This window comes from Synechococcus sp. 1G10 (assembly GCF_002252625.1).
Lineage (GTDB): Bacteria > Cyanobacteriota > Cyanobacteriia > PCC-6307 > Cyanobiaceae > Regnicoccus_A.
The window spans coordinates 15,060-30,755 of sequence record NZ_NQKW01000018.1; the positions used below are offsets into that span (position 1 = coordinate 15,060).

19 protein-coding genes are annotated in these 15,696 nt (G+C 64.5%); 5 read left to right on the forward strand and 14 right to left on the reverse strand.

Annotated elements, in window-relative coordinates; translation table 11 throughout:
- Positions 1 to 13 precede the first annotated feature (13 nt).
- The gene (locus CJZ82_RS13285; RefSeq protein ID WP_094556252.1) at positions 14 to 799 is read right to left on the reverse strand and encodes a fatty acid desaturase; all 786 of its coding nucleotides are present in this window, start codon (positions 797 to 799) and stop codon (positions 14 to 16) included.
- Complete coding sequence (locus CJZ82_RS13290; RefSeq protein WP_094556253.1) at positions 796 to 1,749, reverse strand: orange carotenoid-binding protein; 954 nt, start codon at positions 1,747 to 1,749, stop codon at positions 796 to 798. The genes CJZ82_RS13285 and CJZ82_RS13290 overlap by 4 nt, the downstream gene beginning before the upstream one ends.
- 172 nt (positions 1,750 to 1,921) lie before the next feature.
- Here CJZ82_RS13290 and CJZ82_RS13295 point away from each other — a divergent pair, with 172 nt between their 5' ends.
- Positions 1,922 to 2,344: a YccF domain-containing protein gene (locus CJZ82_RS13295; protein WP_094556254.1), complete on the forward strand. Its 423-nt coding sequence runs from the start codon at positions 1,922 to 1,924 to the stop codon at positions 2,342 to 2,344.
- Here the strand turns inward: CJZ82_RS13295 and CJZ82_RS13300 are convergent.
- From CJZ82_RS13300 to CJZ82_RS13310, 3 genes are read right to left on the reverse strand one after another with little or no spacing between them, the layout of a single operon-like run.
- Positions 2,277 to 2,891, reverse strand: coding sequence for a hypothetical protein (locus tag CJZ82_RS13300; RefSeq protein WP_094556255.1), 615 nt, complete (start codon positions 2,889 to 2,891; stop codon positions 2,277 to 2,279). The genes CJZ82_RS13295 and CJZ82_RS13300 overlap by 68 nt on opposite strands.
- A 47-nt stretch (positions 2,892 to 2,938) precedes the next feature.
- Positions 2,939 to 3,547, reverse strand: a complete 609-nt coding sequence (locus CJZ82_RS13305) for a PCC domain-containing protein (protein ID WP_094556294.1) — start codon at positions 3,545 to 3,547, stop codon at positions 2,939 to 2,941.
- A gap of 30 nt (positions 3,548 to 3,577) precedes the next feature.
- Positions 3,578 to 4,474, reverse strand: a complete 897-nt coding sequence (locus tag CJZ82_RS13310) for an NAD-dependent epimerase/dehydratase family protein (RefSeq protein ID WP_094556256.1) — start codon at positions 4,472 to 4,474, stop codon at positions 3,578 to 3,580.
- A 73-nt stretch (positions 4,475 to 4,547) separates the two neighbouring features.
- On the opposite strand from CJZ82_RS13310, the gene CJZ82_RS13315 reads away from it, so the two are divergent.
- Positions 4,548 to 5,366 carry a hypothetical protein gene (locus CJZ82_RS13315; protein ID WP_094556257.1) on the forward strand — a complete coding sequence of 273 codons (819 nt, stop codon included), beginning with the start codon at positions 4,548 to 4,550 and terminating at the stop codon, positions 5,364 to 5,366.
- Between the two features lie 3 nt (positions 5,367 to 5,369).
- Here the strand turns inward: CJZ82_RS13315 and CJZ82_RS13320 are convergent, their stop codons facing one another.
- The 4 genes from CJZ82_RS13320 to CJZ82_RS13335 form a co-directional block, all read right to left on the reverse strand.
- Positions 5,370 to 5,738 carry a hypothetical protein gene (locus CJZ82_RS13320; protein ID WP_233130248.1) on the reverse strand — a complete coding sequence of 123 codons (369 nt, stop codon included), beginning with the start codon at positions 5,736 to 5,738 and terminating at the stop codon, positions 5,370 to 5,372.
- Positions 5,738 to 6,490: an NAD(P)/FAD-dependent oxidoreductase gene (locus CJZ82_RS19495; RefSeq protein ID WP_369820068.1), complete on the reverse strand. Its 753-nt coding sequence runs from the start codon at positions 6,488 to 6,490 to the stop codon at positions 5,738 to 5,740. The genes CJZ82_RS13320 and CJZ82_RS19495 overlap by 1 nt, the downstream gene beginning before the upstream one ends.
- An 86-nt stretch (positions 6,491 to 6,576) precedes the next feature.
- Positions 6,577 to 7,149, reverse strand: coding sequence for a methyltransferase domain-containing protein (locus CJZ82_RS13330; RefSeq protein WP_369820069.1), 573 nt, complete (start codon positions 7,147 to 7,149; stop codon positions 6,577 to 6,579).
- 68 nt (positions 7,150 to 7,217) lie between these two features.
- Positions 7,218 to 7,730, reverse strand: a complete 513-nt coding sequence (locus CJZ82_RS13335; RefSeq protein WP_094556258.1) for a BCAM0308 family protein — start codon at positions 7,728 to 7,730, stop codon at positions 7,218 to 7,220.
- Positions 7,731 to 7,883: 153 nt separating this feature from the next.
- On the opposite strand from CJZ82_RS13335, the gene CJZ82_RS13340 reads away from it, so the two are divergent.
- Positions 7,884 to 8,363 (forward strand): TerB family tellurite resistance protein, encoded by a 480-nt coding sequence (locus CJZ82_RS13340; RefSeq protein WP_094556259.1) that lies wholly within the window; start codon positions 7,884 to 7,886, stop codon positions 8,361 to 8,363.
- A 13-nt stretch (positions 8,364 to 8,376) separates the two neighbouring features.
- Here CJZ82_RS13340 and CJZ82_RS13345 read toward each other — a convergent pair whose 3' ends face one another.
- The 4 genes from CJZ82_RS13345 to CJZ82_RS13360 all read right to left on the reverse strand — a co-directional run bounded on the left by CJZ82_RS13345 (position 8,377) and on the right by CJZ82_RS13360 (position 13,267).
- Complete coding sequence (locus CJZ82_RS13345; protein WP_094556260.1) at positions 8,377 to 9,981, reverse strand: B12-binding domain-containing radical SAM protein; 1,605 nt, start codon at positions 9,979 to 9,981, stop codon at positions 8,377 to 8,379.
- Positions 9,982 to 10,261: 280 nt separating this feature from the next.
- On the reverse strand, positions 10,262 to 11,260 hold the full coding sequence (gene glsA, locus CJZ82_RS13350) for a glutaminase A (protein ID WP_094556261.1): 999 nt from the start codon (positions 11,258 to 11,260) through the stop codon (positions 10,262 to 10,264).
- A 54-nt stretch (positions 11,261 to 11,314) separates the two neighbouring features.
- Positions 11,315 to 12,094, reverse strand: coding sequence for a 20S proteasome subunit A/B (locus CJZ82_RS13355; RefSeq protein ID WP_094556262.1), 780 nt, complete (start codon positions 12,092 to 12,094; stop codon positions 11,315 to 11,317).
- Between the two features lie 753 nt (positions 12,095 to 12,847).
- Positions 12,848 to 13,267: a hypothetical protein gene (locus CJZ82_RS13360; RefSeq protein ID WP_198949775.1), complete on the reverse strand. Its 420-nt coding sequence runs from the start codon at positions 13,265 to 13,267 to the stop codon at positions 12,848 to 12,850.
- Positions 13,268 to 13,749: 482 nt separating this feature from the next.
- Between CJZ82_RS13360 and CJZ82_RS13365 the strand changes: the two genes are divergently transcribed.
- Positions 13,750 to 14,556, forward strand: a complete 807-nt coding sequence (locus tag CJZ82_RS13365) for an N-formylglutamate amidohydrolase (protein ID WP_094556295.1) — start codon at positions 13,750 to 13,752, stop codon at positions 14,554 to 14,556.
- 3 nt (positions 14,557 to 14,559) lie between these two features.
- Positions 14,560 to 15,387, forward strand: coding sequence for a transglutaminase family protein (locus CJZ82_RS13370; protein WP_198949776.1), 828 nt, complete (start codon positions 14,560 to 14,562; stop codon positions 15,385 to 15,387).
- Between the two features lie 63 nt (positions 15,388 to 15,450).
- Here the strand turns inward: CJZ82_RS13370 and CJZ82_RS19070 are convergent, their stop codons facing one another.
- Positions 15,451 to 15,600 carry a hypothetical protein gene (locus CJZ82_RS19070; RefSeq protein ID WP_233130249.1) on the reverse strand — a complete coding sequence of 50 codons (150 nt, stop codon included), beginning with the start codon at positions 15,598 to 15,600 and terminating at the stop codon, positions 15,451 to 15,453.
- Between the last annotated feature and the right edge of the window lie 96 nt (positions 15,601 to 15,696).

Here is a 15,696-nt window from a genome sequence, read left to right on the forward strand (position 1 = left end):
TTGATACAAGACTTTATCGCGGCAGCACCAGTGGCGCGAGCTGTAACGATTGGGTGTGCATGGGCGGGCGGAACCGGCGCATCCCCGGCAGCTCGAACCAGGCCCTGGAAGGGAACTCGTGGTGTTCCCAGTGATAGCCGAAGTGGAAACAGGCGAGCAGGGAGAGCCATACCGGCAGCTCCAGGCTGCGGGCCTGGTGGCGATGGCTCTCCCACTCTGGCTGGCGGTGGGGGAGATAGGTCCCGAAGACGAACAACTGCAGGGAGCTTATCAGCAGGGGAAGGGTGCAGATCAGCATCACAGACAGCGGAGCCATGGCGCCGGAGGCTGTGGCCACCAGTATCAACAGGGCCCAACCCCCCAGCAGTCGCAGCATCTGGCCGGCTGAGAGATAGCTGGCCATGAAGTGGAGATACCAGCGCAGCACACCACTGCCATGGAGTGGCTGGTGGTCGGGATCGGTGGCTGTTCCCGGAGCCTGGTGGTGGCGCTGGTGGTTGGCGCGGCAGGCGTCGTAGGGCAGTCCGGCGTAGAGCCAGAGAGCCAACTGCCCCAGCCGGTGGTTGAGCCGGGGACGGTCTGGGATCAACAGGCCGTGCATGGCGTCGTGCCCAACGATGAAAAGGCCGGTGTGCAGCACCGAGCGGACGCCGATGGCGAGCAGCAGCAGAGGCAGGGGCCAATGGCCGGGGTCAGCTGGCAGCAACACCACCAGGCTGAGAATCCAGGCCAGCAGGATCAGGCCGGCCAACAGCAGGCCCTTGCCGGTGGCAGGGGCCGGGGCTGTAGCAAGGCTCAAGGGGCGAACTTGAGCAGCTCGGCGGGGGAGGCCAGCAGATCGATGGCCACGAAGTAGATCTTGCCGTCGGGATTGAGCAGGAAGCGCCAGGCGACATTCATGCCTACTCCGGCTCCGAACCATGGGGTCTGCACCTTGCCGGTGACCTTGATCTGGGTGAACTCGCCGTCGGCGGGTTCGGCAACGCCGGATTCGGGCAGAAGCTTCAGGTTCTGACAGTCTTCGCGGAAGAATCGCAGGATGGCTTCCTTGCCCACAATCGGTTTCTGGAAGGGAGGCTGCAGCGCTCCATCCGGCAGGAACAGCTCAATCAGGTTGTCGAAATCGTTGGCGTTGAGCTGATCCATATAGGCGCTCACCGTGGCGTTGTCGATACCGGCGATCGTTACCTTCTGCCGCTGCGATTCAGGGGTGGGAGCTACCACTGGCTCCATGACGCGCTGGGCCTCGCCCTTGGCGGGGTCGTAGCCCATGTCCACGACGAAGTTTCGCAGCAAAGTGATCTGCTGGCCCTGCTCGACGTTCCTGAGAGAGCTGAGCACGGAGGCGGCGTTAGCGGAGAGCTGGTAGCCCTGGGGAATCGGAGCCACGATGCCGGCGGCCATCCACTCGCCGAGCTGATACCAGAAGCCGAGTTTGATATTCACCGACCAACCTGAGTAGGTGCGGCCGATCTCTGTGTCGGTGCTGTTGGCCAGGTCGCACATCACCTGACTTTGCTGGGCAAAACTCATGCCTTTGAGTTGGCTCAGTACGCCTTCGGCGAACTGCATACGTGCAGCGCCGGGGGCGGCGATGGTGATGGTTTTGCCCATCTCGAGGTAGGCGTACCAGATCAGTGCCAGCTGGTCTTCGGCGCTGAGCAGCTTGTAGCGGGCCGTGATCGCTGGCACCACATCCGCTGAAAGCGTGTTGGGGAAGATCTGGGTGGCTTTCTCGAGCGTGAACATATGCGTTGGGTCCCTTTTGTTAAGGAGGTTTGCAGATTCTAGCCGACGGGCCCGGAAGCTGGTAATAAGACTTGCTCGGTGTCAGCTCGCCTCTGGTGGGTCGGGCGCGTGGTCAGGGTTGACGGGCCGTGGGCCTGCACACTGATTTTCGGATCTGCGCGAGGCTGGAGAGATGCTGCGCTTTGTTCTTAACGTCCTTTGGTTCGTGCTCGGGGGCTTCGTGATGGGCCTGGGCTGGTGGCTGGCGGGCCTGGTGGCTGCCATCACGATCATTGGTCTGCCCTGGGCGCGGGCTTGCTTCGTGATCGGCAACTTCTCGTTCTGGCCGTTCGGGCAGGAGGCGATCAGCCGCCGTGAGCTCACCGGCCGCAACGACTTCGGCACCGGTCCCCTGGGGCTGGTGGGCAATGTGGTCTGGTTCCTGCTGGCAGGGTGGTGGCTGGCGATCGGCCACCTCAGTTCAGCCCTGGCCTGCTTCGTGACGATCATCGGCATCCCCTTCGGGATCCAGCACGTCAAGCTGGCGTTCATTGCCCTGGCGCCGATCGGTATGCAGGTGGTTCCCACGGGAACCCGGCCCCGGCTTCTGGAGTGAAGCGACAGCGCAACAGCGCCAGAGCCTCATCGGGCAACCCCAGGAAACGATCGAGCCAGGCCTCACCGGTGGGCTCGATCGTGGCCACCCCGACCAGCAAGGCCGTGCCATCGGCGGCGAGGGGCTGGCCGCAACAGCGATGCCGCTGGCTTCTGATCTCGCCCGTGACCAGCTCCGTGGCCACCAGCAGGGGAGGTGCGCTGTAGAGCGAGCCCACACGACAGTGGAAGCGCGCCCTGAAATTCAGTGCCAGGCAGCCGCTGGCGGGATCGAGAACACCCTCCAGCTGCTCCGGCTCAATGCTGATGCTCAGGCCAGGCGGCAGGGGCAAACCCAGAACCCGTGTGCTGCGCCAGTCGAGCGGCGGAATGCACAGCCCCTCCGGCTGGAAACGAAGCGGCCAGCTCCCGTCCCCGGACGGTTGCCCCAGCTGGGCACTGCCGCGACCGCCGCGGGCGTCGTAGCGGAAATGCGGGTAGCCGGCGATGGCCAGGCCGCAGCCCGCCAGGGTGTTCAGCTCCAGTGCGGCGGCTGGCGGAAGGCTCATCTCTGGTCTTGGGTCATGTCTGGTCCTGAGTCATGCCTGGTCTTCAGTCATGCCCGGCGCAGGGCTTCCAGCTCGCCGCGGCCGTGGCGCTGGGCCAGCTCGTCGTAGCCGCCGATCAGCTCCCCATCGAAGAAAATCTGGGGCACAGGCCCGTCGGCGCTGGGCTCGATCAGTCGGTGGGGAATGCCGAGGGTGCGCAGCATGCGCAGGGCGCGCCTGGAGAAGGGGCAACCGGAGCGCACGGCGATCGTCACCCGGGGCTCAAGGGGTTCAAGGGGTTCATTGGCGCTGGCTTCGGCTGCTGCCGTTTCAGTTGCGGCTGCGGCAGTCGACTCGAGCAGGCCCACCAGCAGATCGGCGCCCTTGAGCACCCGGGAGCCTGGCTCGAGGTGGCCGCCCCAGACCCGGCACTCCCCGTCGGAGAGGCTCAGGTGCAGGTGTACCCCCTCGGGGGAGAGGGTGCCCTGCAGGGTGATGATTTCGAGCTCCCCGCGCAGCACGGTGGGGGCGATCTTGCCGGGGCACTGGAAGGCGGCCTGGGCCAGGTTGCCCACCACGCCGAGCACGAAGCCTGAGGCGTTCTGCTCCTGCGCCAGCTGCTCCAGCGACCGGCGCAGATCGCTGCCGGGCTCGAGGTGGAGCGGCACGGAACGCATGGCAAGCACAACCAAGGGGGCACGGCAAGGTTAGGAGGGTGGCTGCAACTCAGCCCCGGGATCAAGCAGGGCCGCGAGGATTGGTAGCCGGGGGTGCTGCAGCTCGAGTCCCAGCTCCCGCAGGCGGCGGTTCGAGATCCGTCGGCCGGTGGGGGCACCGGCCCCCTCGGCAGGTCTGGTGATGTCGCCGTCCCAGGTCACCGGCTCGAGGCCGGCGGCGCGGCAACTGCGGTCGACCAGCTCGCGCACGCTGATCGGTTCATCGTCCACCAGGTTGATCAGTCCATCGAAGCCCTGCTCCACCGCCCAGGCCAGGGCCATGACCACATCGTCGCGGTGGATCCAGCTGATCAAGGACGACCCATCCCCCTGGCGGCGGCTGCCCGCCAGGGAGCGGAAGCGGGGTTCCAGCTCGCGCCCGGGGCCGTAGATCGCCCCCAGCCGCAGGATCGCGACGCGGCGGTGGGGAGCACGGCAGCCGAGCAGCAGTTCTTCGGCGTCGCGCAGGATCCGGGGGTGGGGCTCAAGGGGCTGCGGGGGCATGGTTTCATCCACCAGGCCCGTGGCTTCGCCATAGACCGAGCAGCTGCTGGTGTACACGAGCTGGTGGAGCCCGGGCAGCTGGGGCACCACGGCTGCCACGGCCTCCATGCTGCGCAGGTAGGTGGCCTCGTAGCCGTCGGCATCCACCTGGCGGCTGCCCCCGGGCGCCAGGCAGAACACGGCCGCCTCGGTGGTCTCCAGGGCCTGCCGCAGCTGATCGGGGTCGGCGGCATCCAGCAGCTGCACGTCATCGGCCAGGGGAGCTAGCTCCACCAGCCGCTCGCTGCGGGTGGTGGTGACCCGCAGCCAGTGCTGGGCCTGCTGATGCCAGTGGCTTGCCAGGGCGGAGCCCACATAGCCGCAGCCAACGATCGCGATCCGCATCAAGACTGGCCTGGCTGGCGAGAAGCTAGGCCGCCGCCACCACACTGACGCGAGCATCACCGCTCCTGTTGCCATGACCGGCCACGACCGCCAGTGGGAGCTCAACAGGCTCAACTTCGAGGGCCGCTGGTGTGGCACGAGCCGCTGGTATGAGCGCAGCGCCACCGGCGTTCTTGATGTCTCAGAAGCCAGCGCGGTGATCGAGGGCACCAGCTACGCCATCAGCTTTTCGGACTCCGACACGGGTCTGTGGGACGGCAGCGGCCTGCGCTTCGCGCCGGACGGCCGCCGCCAGCTGCCCCTTTCCCGCGCCACCTACAACCGCGGTGGTCAGTGCTGGCAATTCCGCGGCGCCGCCGGCCAGTCGAGCCTGGCGGTCGACGGTCAGCAGCCGCGCTTCGGCCACGAGGTGAACATGTTCTGGGGCCGCTCCCGCTCGATGCTGGTGCTGCTCTATGCGCCGCTGGGGTCCGCCCCGGGCGAATCTCCTGGCTGGCGGTTGCAGAGCCTGGGGGTGGTGCCCTTCCGCTGCGGCCTGGCGCCCGAGCCGGATCCACCCCGCCCTGCGGCCAGCGACTGGCGGGCCCTGCTGGGGGAGCAGGAGGGCTGGCCCGGCGAGCTGGAGCGGCTCGAGCCCAACCGCTGGCCTGCCGTCGATCCGGCGCCGCAGCCGTGCGAACCCTTCCGCAACAGCCGGTTCAGCCGAAACAGCCTCACCGCCGGCTTCGACGATGGTCTGGTTTGTTCCCTGCCAGAGCAGCTGCCGGAGGGGGCCTTCGAGTTGCAGGTGGGCTGCCGCCTCGACGCCGACCACTTCCGGCAGGTGAGCCTGATCTACGACAGCCAGCAACGGCTGACGGCCTGGGAGCTGCGGCGGTTCAGGCGGCCCTGAGGCTCACCCCAGCAGGCTGGCCTCCACGGTGAGGCCGGGCCCGAAGGCCAGGGCCACCCAGGGCCGCGGAGCCGCCCCGCGGTGCAGTCGCTCGAGGATGAACAGGATCGTGGCCGACGACATGTTGCCGAACTGGCGAAGCACGGCCGCCGAGGGCTCGATCTGGCTGGGGTCCAGCTCCGCCGCGGCAGCGACGGCCGCCAGGTCGCGCGGCCCGCCGGGGTGCAGGGCCCAGGATCCGATCGAGGCGAGGCTTTCGCCCCGGGAGCTGAGCCAGCGCTCCAGCCACGGTCGCAGGTGGTCGGCGATGGTCTCCGGCACCTTGGCGGAGAGGGTCATCTCGAAGCCGTGGTCGGCGATGGTCCACGACATCAGATCGCTGCTGCCACGCCCCGGCCCCCTCCATCACCAGCGGCGTGGCCGCGACGGCGGCTGCCAGGGCCCAGCCCATGCCTTCTCCGGTGAAGGCTCCACATAGCCGGCGGCATCCCCGAGCACCAGGAAGCGATCGCCCGCCAGGTTGAGGCTGCCGTCCTCCACCCGCACCAAACCCACCTAGCCCTGGCGGCCCACCGCCATGTGGATGGAGCCCTCCTCCCAGTGATGCTGGCAGGTGTGGGCTCGTTCTCGAGGCAGCGGTGGGCCAGTCCTGCCGCCACCAGCACCACGGCCGCCTGCACCAGCTCCTGATGGCGTCCCTGGCACAGGCTGACGCTGCGGGCGTGGGCGCTGACTGGACCCAGTTGCGCCGTGGTCTGGGGGCGGAACATGACACCGGCGCTGACGGCCGCTTCCACCAGGGCCTGATCGAAGCGGCTGCGCGAGACGGCCCATCCCTGGGGCAGGGCACAGGTCGCCTGTCTGCCGCCCAGGCCAAGCCTCAGCCGTCGCAACGGTCGCCCGCCCAGGCTCTCAAGCAGGTGGCCCTGGCCCACGGAGACAAGGGCCGCCTGGGCCTGGCCGTTGAAGCAGGTGCCGCACACCTTCCAGCGCGGGAAGCGGCGCTTCTCCACCAGCAGCACCCGCAGGCCCCGGCGCGCCAGATCAAGACTGGCCAGGCCACCGGCCGGACCGGCTCCGATCACCACCACATCCCAGATCTCGCCGGGCAGGGTCTCAGCCACGGGACCAGCTCAGCAGGTAACGCTCCGGCCAGCAGCGCCGCAGCGAGGCGTCCCGCAGCCCGGCCCGCTCGGCCATGGCGGCCACCTCAGCCAGCTGGAAGGCCCCCTGCACCGAGCGCGGTCCATCGGTGTGCATGATCCAGGAGCGGCTGACGGGCCCGCCGGGCCATCAGGCCCAGCAGCATCTCGGCGTCATGGTCGTCGAGGTGGTGGAGGAAGAGTGAGGTGAGCACCACGTCGTAGCCGTCAGGGCAGGCAGCGTCTGGTCCAGATGGCAGTGGATCGGCGAGGGCATCGGCCCTGCAGAAGCGTGCATCGGCGCCGCGGCGCTCGGCATTGGCCCGGGCGATTGTCACGGAGCTGGGGCTGATGTCGGAGCCTTCGAGGATCAGCAGAATGCCGCTGCGCCGGGCCAGCAGGGCCAGGTCGATGGCGGTGTCACCGCCGCCGCAAGCCAGATCCAGCACCCGCAGGGGGGTGCTGGATCTGGCTTGCGCGAGCTCGCGGATCGGTGCGAACAGACTTGCCGAGCAGCGGCTGAGCGCATTGATGCGCCGCAGCCCCGCCAGGGCCAAGGCGTGCTCACCGGGGTCGATCCCTGGTTGATCCATCACTTCGGCGACCCGCTCACGGCGGGTCAGGGACTTGAGGCTCGGCACGGCCTTCACTGTCCTGACAGGACATGCGGGAACTATGGCGCCGGCGATCCGGCGTCGGCGCGTTTCGCTCAGTCCCGCCGCCAGCTGGCGCGCATGATCGATCCGGCGTCCGGGTACGGAGCCTCCATTGTTCCGCCGAAGGCATGCACCAAGGCCTCACCTATGCCATGGGTGCCATGGATGCCGGTGAAGCGCAGCAGCACGTCGCCGCTGGCGGGATCACCGCTGCTGTCGATCAGGCGCTCCAGCGGATGCTCCTGACGGATGTGCTCCCCGGTGGTGGTGACCAGACGCATCACCTCGTTGGCATGCGCAGCCAGGAAAGTTCCGGAGAGGGTGAGCTCTCCTGCGGGAACGCCATCGCGGATGCGCTCGCAGGCCGGGCAGCGGTGGCTGGCGCCACCGGGCTCCGGTGCATCCCAGGTCCAGCGGCCATCGTGATACGTGGCCTGGCAATCCGGGCAGGTGCTGGGCTGGGCCGGCTTGCGACGCTGCAGGTAGGGATCGCTGTGATGCCCGCTCTCCATCCCGTCATGGCGGGGTTGATGGCTGGCAGGCGTGTTGGTGGTTTTGGCGGACATGGGAGTTGGCCCTTCTGCTTCCTCTGTAGCCACGCGCGGGGAACCTGTCAGGTTTCCTGGGAGTGGCAATGGCTCAGGGCTCATGCCCTCGTTTGGTGGGCTGCCGGACCAAGCGGTCACAATGGCCCCTGTGATGCCTACCGGACCCACTTCATGGCGCCCAGCACCGATACCCCGCCCGCCGGCAACCTCGATCTGCTGCGCATCCTCTGCTGTGTGGCCTGGTCGGATGGCGAGTTCTCCGCGGAGGAGCGGGAGCTGTTGCAGGACCTGGTGGAGCGTTACGGGGTGACGGATGGTGGAGTGCCGCTGCAGGCCGAGACGGCTGAGAAGCTGGCCGGCCAGAGCCTGCAGCCTGAGGCCCTCGACGAGCTGGTCTCCCGCCTCGATTCCGACGAAGACCGGCAGCTGGCCCTGAAGCTGGGCTACATGATGATCCGCGTCGGCCGGCGGCCCGGCGACGAGTCGAGCATCAACCCCATGGAGAAGCTGGCGTACCGGCGCCTCGTGGAGGGTCTGGGTCTGGGTGAGGCCGACATCGCGGAGGCGGAGTGGGCCGCGGAACTCGACCTTCAGGCCCAGACCGGGCTCAAGGGCTTCCTGTCTCGCCACTTCGGCTTCCTGCTGCCCTGAGCGGATTCTCCGATCACCGGCCCATGGGAGTTGCTCCCTCTCCTAGCCCGGCCTGAACCGGCACTGGAACGACAGCCTGATTGGCCTGCCCCTGGCGATAGGCGGCCAGTTGATTCTCAATCTGCCGGCGCACGATCTCCCGATACTCCATGAAATGCTCGTTGTGGGCACACACGGCCAGGTACTGCTCCGTCACCTTGGGGTTGGAGCGAAGAATGTCGAAAAGGTGATGCCAGAAGGCCCAACGGGTGGAGCGCTTGATCCCCTGACGCCAGCAGACAATCAGCAGCGCCCGGATCACCACAGGATCGGGAAGCTTGAAGGCACTCTTCACCCTGGCTGGGCCGAGTTTAAGGAAATAGCGATGCACCCGATCGAGATACTTACGTGGTTCGTAGAGCTCGCAGAACGCTTCGACATACTCCTGGGCAATGTCTTCCACCGGCCTGGTCGGCACGAAGTTCATCAGGGTGGTCTGATTGATGTTGCCGACCTTGTCGATCAGCCGACCTTCCTTCTCGAGCCGGTGCCAGAGGGCGGTATGGGGCAGGGCCTGAAGCATGGCGAAGGTGGTGGTGGGAATCCCCGCCGCTTCTGAGAAGGCAACGATCCGCTGACCGGCCCCGACCTTCTCTCCATCGAAGCCGATGATGAATCCTGCGATCACCCTCAGGCCGGAGCGGGTGACCTTGTCGACCGAGTCGAGCAGGGGCGAGCGCATGTTCTGGAACTTCATGGTCGTCGCCAGGCTGTCGGCGTCCGGGGTTTCGATGCCCATGAAGACGGCGGCAAAGTTGCAGGCCAGCATCTGATCGATCAGTTCCTGATCATCAGCCAGATCGAGGGAGGCTTCGGTATCGAAGCGGAAGGGATAGCCATGCTCTCGCTGCCATCGCTCCAGCGCCGTGAGCATCAACTTCACATTGCGCTTGTTGCCGATGAAGTTGTCGTCCACCATGAATACCCCTCCCCGCCAGCCGAGGCTGTAGAGGCTGTCAAGTTCACCTACAAGTTGTTCCGGTGTCTTTGTCCGAGGTTTGCGGCCATAAAGCACAATGATGTCGCAGAATTCGCACTGGAACGGGCAGCCACGCGAGAACTGCACGCTCATCGAGTCGTAAGCCTTGAGCTCCAGCAGGTCGTAGCGGGGGATGGGCGTGGAGGTCACATCCGGCTTGACGCCTTCGGAGCTGAATCGCCCTCCTTTGTCTCCCCTCTCCCAAGCGGCCACGAACATGGGCAGGGTGATCTCACCTTCATCGAGGATCAGATAATCAGCCCCGGCGGCAACAAGCTCCTCGGGGGTGGAGGATGGATAGGGCCCACCAACGGCCACGGGCTTGCCGTGATGCCTGGCCAGATTGATCTGGCGAATGATGTCATCTTTCTGGACAATCATCGCCGACATGATCACCAGGTCGGCCCACATCCACTCTTGATCGGTGACTGGCCTGATGTTTACATCTGCCAGCTTGAAGTTCCAATCCTGGGGCAGGATGGCCGCTACGGTGATCAAGCCAAGCGGCGGCAGGAGCACCTTCCGGTTCACCAGCTCAAGTATTTTCTCGTAGCTCCAGAATGTTTTGGGAAATTCGGGATAAACTAGTAAGACATTCATTGAGTGATATCCAAGGCTGGTGCTGCGAGTTTGCCAAACCTGGCCCAGTGTGGGGATTATGGCACGGATGGCCATCTGGATTGATTATTGGATGAATCCACGGTTCGAGCTATTGATCAAGGCCGCCAACAGAAGTTCTCGTTTCAACAGCTGAAGGATTGCCAATGGTCTCCTCGAGCGTCTTCAGGTGTAATCCCGATGCTGGCAGCCGGCAGCAGTTTATGAATGAGACCCGTGGTCTCCAGTATGTGGAGCAGATAGATTCTTCGTGATGTGAATCTCATGCAGCCAGATGGATCTCTGGTTTCGAAGCAAAGAGGTTCAACCCCAGTGCTTCAGAGAGGAATCGTGCCGTGAGCTGTCCGCGCACGCTGTTGCCGGCCTCATCAAGGGGCGGTGAAAAGGTGGCCAGCCCCCCTTTCCCGGGTGCCACCGTGATCATGCCGCCCGCAACTCCGCTCTTGCCGGGGAGTCCGGTGGCATAGAGCCAGTCCCCGGAGGTTTCGTAGAGCCCCGCGGTGACCATCACCGCCAGCACATGCTGACAGTGGATGGCATCAATCACCTGTTCGCCTGTGACCGGTTGGCGTCCTCCGTTGGCCAGTGTGGCCGCCATCACGGCGAGATCAGCAGCCGTGACACGCAGGGAGCACTGCCGGGTGTAGAGATCGGTCGCTTCTTCGGGATCCCACCAGAGGCGTTGGTGATCGCTCAGCAGAGTGGCGATGCCGGCATTGCGTCGATTCGTGGTCAGCTCCGAGCTGTAGACACGCTGATCTACCTCCAGCTGCCGGCCGGCGAAGCGTGAGAATCCCTCCTGGATGAAGGCCCACTTCTGTTCGGGTGTCGCTCCCGGCGAAAGGCTGGTGGCGGCGATTGCGCCTGCATTGACCATCGGATTGGAGAGACCCTCACCGCTGCGCTCCACTGCCAGCACGGAATTGAAGGGCAGACCAGTGCTGTTCACTCCCAGCTTCTCGCGGGCTTCGTCCTCACCGATCGCCTGGCAGATGAGGGCGAACTGGAATGGCTTCGAGATGCTCTGAATGCTGAAATATTCCCTGGCGTCACCCGCTTCGAACAACGGACCACCGCAGCCGGCCACGCAGATCCCGAACTGATCGGGGCAGGCGGCGGACAGGGCGGGGATGTAGTCCGCAACCCTGCCGTCCGCCACGGGCGAAAAGAGTTGGTGGGCCTGGCTCACCAGGGCCTGCACCACTTCGGCGGTGGGCAGATGGCCGGTGGAGATCCACTCGGAAACAGGCGACGGAGGCATGGGGCTTGGCAACGGGAAGGGCAGGGGAAGCTCTGGGCAGTGAGCGGCTGACTGTCAGCGGCCTGCCTCGGCATGCTCCCAGGCGAAGGCGGGCAGCCGATGCAGTGCCTCTCGCTGGGCGCTGCACCAGGTGTCGATCACGGTGGCGAGTTCAGGTGCATCCGCCTCCAGAGTGACGTGCTGGGAGAGCGTGTGCTCGTTTCGGGGGACGATGGCCAGCTCGAAGGGCGGACCCACAGTGAGGTTGGAGCGCTGGGTCAGCACTTCCGAGATCAGGCAGAGCCGGGCGGCATCTTCCAGGGACAGATTGGTATTGCCCACGTTATCGAGGGGCGGCTTTCCATACTTCGTTTCGCCGATCTGCAGGTATGGCGTCTGACGCGTCGCCATCACAGCATTGCCTTGGGGATAGATCATGTACAAGCCGTGGGGCTCACTACCGATCTGCCCTCCGAGGATGAAGGAGGCGTCGGCGCTGGTTCCGGCTTGCTCCAGGGCTGCGCGATGTTTCTGTTGCACCGCCATGCTCACTTCGCCGATATAGGCTGCAGCTTCGAAGAGATAGTGGCACGACCTAAGATCTCCGGCTCCGGAATTGTTGGTATCGCTCTTGCCGGTCTCGATGGCCCGGTCAAGATCCCGTTGGATCACGTGTACCGCCGCCTGCGTGGTAGCAAGGTTGCCTGCGGCAAGAAGCACGAACACTCGATCAGGTGCCGGTTGAAACACATACATCTTGCTGTAGCTTGATATGTAGTCAACCCCGGCGTTTGTGCGGGAATCGGAGGCAAATACCAATCCTTTCTCAAGCCAGTAACCGATGCAATAGGTCACGGTTTCTATCTGCCAAGCTTAGTCCAGCTTAGCATCTGCCAAGTGCAAGCAGTGGTCAGTTAGATAGCCACCAGCGCAATCCTTGTGTTCCTGCTCACATAGCCCCCGAGCTGTCACACAAGCTTCGAAACCCACCTCCTGCTCGCAGTGCCACCGAATCCTCCTCAGGTAGCCACCATTCGCCTCAGCAGGAGGATCAGACTGAGCACAAACACGGCGATGCACTGCAGCAATAGCACGCTGATCATGGCAGCGAAAGAAGCAATGAGAGGATAATGTGAATCCTCGTAGTAGCGCCCCACTCACTTATGCTTTTGGTCATCAAGGCCAGCAGCAGGGAGGGTGTAATAACCAGGGCCAGAAATGGAAGATCGCTGCTCTGCAAGCCGGAACTGCGAGCACAGGCGATGATCAGGCTTGTGATAGCGGCCAACGCACAGACCGTTCTGTTTGCTTGAGCAAGGCATCGTCCCGAAGGCGGCGGTAAGCCTGGCGCAACTGGCCTTCTATGACCGTCAATTCCGCATCCCTATGGGCAGTTGTTGTAGAGAGCCCAGCGCGTTACTGGTGCTTTGAAACCGGTCGCCGCAGCTGAGCCTGCCATCAACGGCGCAGAGCCTCAGAGCCCCTGTTCGCGGGAAAGGCGCTGCATGGCATCCTCGGCAATCCCGACCTGGGCAGCGTCACAGGCAGAGGTTTTGCTGAAGTACTTTCCTGCCTTGTTGAGGTTGACCCGGCACCCTCCGTCAAATATCACCTGATGCATGCCCCGCTGCCGTTGGTTGCACCTTTGGCGTAGGGGGCCGTATCCCAGAAGACGAAGATCGACTGGGTGTCCAGGCGGTAAACCTGTCCACGATTGGCCTCCAGTATTTCGCGCTTGGCAGGTTCACCCTTGGCATCGAAAAAGGCGTTGGGCGTGCTCTCGTTGGGCTTGAGCTCGATCGTCTGGCCGCCCTTGAGTTGGATGGTCACAAAGCCTTGGCGCTGCGAAAAGCTACACAGCCCTGAAGAGGTGGCCTTGTCGTCTCCTGCGGGAAACACATCGCAGCGGGCATTAACGGTGTCGGCCAATGCCGGCGATGCGACCGCTACAGCCGCAAAACTCAACAGAGTGGCGGCAAGTGCCCGGAGTCGCTTCATGGCCAGTCGCGTATGGGAAGTAACGGTCATCGTACCTCAGTTTATAGGTGTCAATTTTGCTTGAATGGATGGCAGCGGCTCGCGGCACGAGGCTGCTTGGGATCTCCAGAATAGGTTCTGACGTCCAAGAAAGTGATGAACATCATGCCAATGACTCACCATCCAGGAGTCAGATGCAGAAAACCGCAGATGTGATGATCTGGAAAATCTGATCAGAGCGCCTGCTCTGGACCTCGGCCAATCGTGTGATTGCGCTCGTGTGCGACAGCTGCGTAGGTTGTTGATGTGACCGTTGATTCATTCTGGCGATCTGATCCCTCTTGGCGAGCTGATCCTCTTTGGTGAACTGTCATGAGTCATGACGGCCTGTCCTTCCTTGCCCACGTTGTCCCGGGCCCTGCAGCGCCTCCGCCCGTATGCAGTTCTCCTTTCTGGCTGGGGGGTGTCCCAGCCAGCCATGTTCTTGGATGAACTCCAACCCTGCTGACATCACACCCCCGTCCCTGCCCGACATGCCGTTAGCCGTCCCTTTGCTGAACCCCGCCGATCCACCCGTGTTCCGGATCGTCGGGCCCACGGCCCGTTCCCCGCTGCTTCTCACCGCCGACCACGCCGGCCGAGCCATCCCCCGCCGCCTCGCCGGTCTTCAGCTCAGCGCTGCCGTGCTTGACACCCATGTGGCCTGGGATCTGGGAGTGGCAGGGCTGGGCGAGCGCCTGTCGGTTCGGCTGGATGCCTTCTTGATCCTGCACAACTACTCAAGGCTGGTGATCGACGTGAACCGTCCGCCTGATGCACCGGACTCGATCGTGAGCCTCAGCGAGCACACCCTGATCCCCGCTAACGACGATCTCTCCATCGCCGAGCGTGAGGAACGGCGGACTGCACTCTTCGAGCCTTACCACCGCCGCATCGCCGCCGAGCTCAATGGCCGCTTGCGCCGGGGGCAGCCCAGTGTGCTGGTGGCGCTGCACAGTTTCACGCCTGTGCATACGGGCCAGGAGCGCCCCTGGCATGTGGGCGTGCTGCACGGCCGTGATAACCGTCTGGCCCGGCGGGTGCTGCGGGGGCTCAGGCGGGAGCCAGGCCTGCAGGTGGGCGACAACGAGCCCTACGCGGTGAGTGACGCCAGCGACCACACCGTGGTGGTGCATGGCGAGCATCGCCGGATTCCCCACGTGGAGCTCGAGGTTCGTCAGGACCTGCTGGCCACGGCGTCGGGGCAGCAGGAGTGGGCCGAGCGCCTCGCTGCTGTCCTGGAGGAGTCCCTTGCAGACAGCTTCCCGCCATTGCAGGGCGGTGAATCGTTCTTAGGCTGATGGATGGATCAACAGCACAAAGCCTCCCCGGCGATGCAGATCAAGGTTGGGTTCGACCTTGAGCTCCGCTGCCCTCAGCCCACGCCGGTGATCGTCACCCTTGGCGTTCATGCGAGCCGGGCGTCGGATCTGCTGGAGCCAGACACCCTGCAGGTGGAGCCAGCGGTGCCGCTGCGCTCGTATGTGGATTCCTATGGCAACCAATGCCAGCGGCTGGTGGCACCCGCCGGCGTGCTGCGCCTGCAGGCCACGGGCTTGGTGGCCGATCCCGGTCAGCCCGATCCGGTGCTGCCAGCGTTGGAGCAGGTGCCCGTGGATGCTCTGCCGGAAGATGCGCTGCTGTTTCTGCTCTCGAGCCGCTACTGCGAAAGCGATCTGCTCACCGATCTGGCCTGGTCCCTGTTCGAGGGGGCTCCGATGGGCTGGGGGCGGGTGCAGGCGATCTGTGATTTCGTGCACCACCATGTGCGCTTCGACTACGGACGCTCCAGCCCCACCAAATCGGCCGTGACGACCTATGACAGCCGCGAAGGGGTCTGCCGAGACTTTGCCCATCTGGCGATCGCCTTCTGCCGCTGTATGAACATCCCGGCCCGCTACTGCACCGGTTATCTGAGTGACATTGGTGTTCCTCCGCCCCACTCGGCCATGGACTTCTCAGCCTGGTTCGAGGCTTATCTCGGCGATGGCTGGTACGTGTTCGATCCCCGCAACAACACTCCGCGGATCGGGCGAATCCTGATCGCCCGTGGCCGGGACGCGGCCGATGTGGCGCTCACCACCAGTTTCGGGGCATCGACACTGGAATCGTTCCGGGTGTGGACCGCCTGAGCCGGATGTGGCGCAGTCATCGCCAACTGCTTCAGGATGCAGATCTTGGCGTTGTGATTCGCTTCAGGGCAGGGTGAAGCCGGAGGTGTTCAGGTGCTTGAGGTCGAGCATCACGATCGTGAGCCAACCCATCAGCGCCAGGCCGCCCACCACGGCAAGAACAATCAGAACGCCAGCCAGCGCTGACATTGCAGAGCTTTTGTCGTTCGTCACAGGTGACCGCGGATGCTGAATGAAGTATGCCATGGGCAGGCTGTCAATTCGTGATCATTTGGAGCCGGCAGTAGTTCCGGCGAGAGATATTTCGCC

What these genes read in the sequence shown, in the direction of transcription:
- CJZ82_RS13290 (WP_094556253.1), bottom strand. Translation starts at nt 1,749, where the DNA reads ATGTTCACGCTCGAGAAAGCCACCCAGATCTTCCCCAACACGCTTTCA.
- CJZ82_RS13295 (WP_094556254.1), top strand. Translation starts at nt 1,922, where the DNA reads ATGCTGCGCTTTGTTCTTAACGTCCTTTGGTTCGTGCTCGGGGGCTTC.
- CJZ82_RS13300 (WP_094556255.1), bottom strand. Translation starts at nt 2,891, where the DNA reads ATGAGCCTTCCGCCAGCCGCCGCACTGGAGCTGAACACCCTGGCGGGC.
- CJZ82_RS13305 (WP_094556294.1), bottom strand. Translation starts at nt 3,547, where the DNA reads ATGCGTTCCGTGCCGCTCCACCTCGAGCCCGGCAGCGATCTGCGCCGG.
- CJZ82_RS13310 (WP_094556256.1), bottom strand. Translation starts at nt 4,474, where the DNA reads ATGCGGATCGCGATCGTTGGCTGCGGCTATGTGGGCTCCGCCCTGGCA.
- CJZ82_RS13315 (WP_094556257.1), top strand. Translation starts at nt 4,548, where the DNA reads ATGACCGGCCACGACCGCCAGTGGGAGCTCAACAGGCTCAACTTCGAG.
- CJZ82_RS13320 (WP_233130248.1), bottom strand. Translation starts at nt 5,738, where the DNA reads ATGTCGTGGACCATCGCCGACCACGGCTTCGAGATGACCCTCTCCGCC.
- CJZ82_RS13335 (WP_094556258.1), bottom strand. Translation starts at nt 7,730, where the DNA reads ATGTCCGCCAAAACCACCAACACGCCTGCCAGCCATCAACCCCGCCAT.
- CJZ82_RS13340 (WP_094556259.1), top strand. Translation starts at nt 7,884, where the DNA reads ATGGCGCCCAGCACCGATACCCCGCCCGCCGGCAACCTCGATCTGCTG.
- CJZ82_RS13345 (WP_094556260.1), bottom strand. Translation starts at nt 9,981, where the DNA reads ATGAATGTCTTACTAGTTTATCCCGAATTTCCCAAAACATTCTGGAGC.
- glsA (WP_094556261.1), bottom strand. Translation starts at nt 11,260, where the DNA reads ATGCCTCCGTCGCCTGTTTCCGAGTGGATCTCCACCGGCCATCTGCCC.
- CJZ82_RS13360 (WP_198949775.1), bottom strand. Translation starts at nt 13,267, where the DNA reads ATGACCGTTACTTCCCATACGCGACTGGCCATGAAGCGACTCCGGGCA.
- CJZ82_RS13365 (WP_094556295.1), top strand. Translation starts at nt 13,750, where the DNA reads ATGCCGTTAGCCGTCCCTTTGCTGAACCCCGCCGATCCACCCGTGTTC.
- CJZ82_RS13370 (WP_198949776.1), top strand. Translation starts at nt 14,560, where the DNA reads ATGGATCAACAGCACAAAGCCTCCCCGGCGATGCAGATCAAGGTTGGG.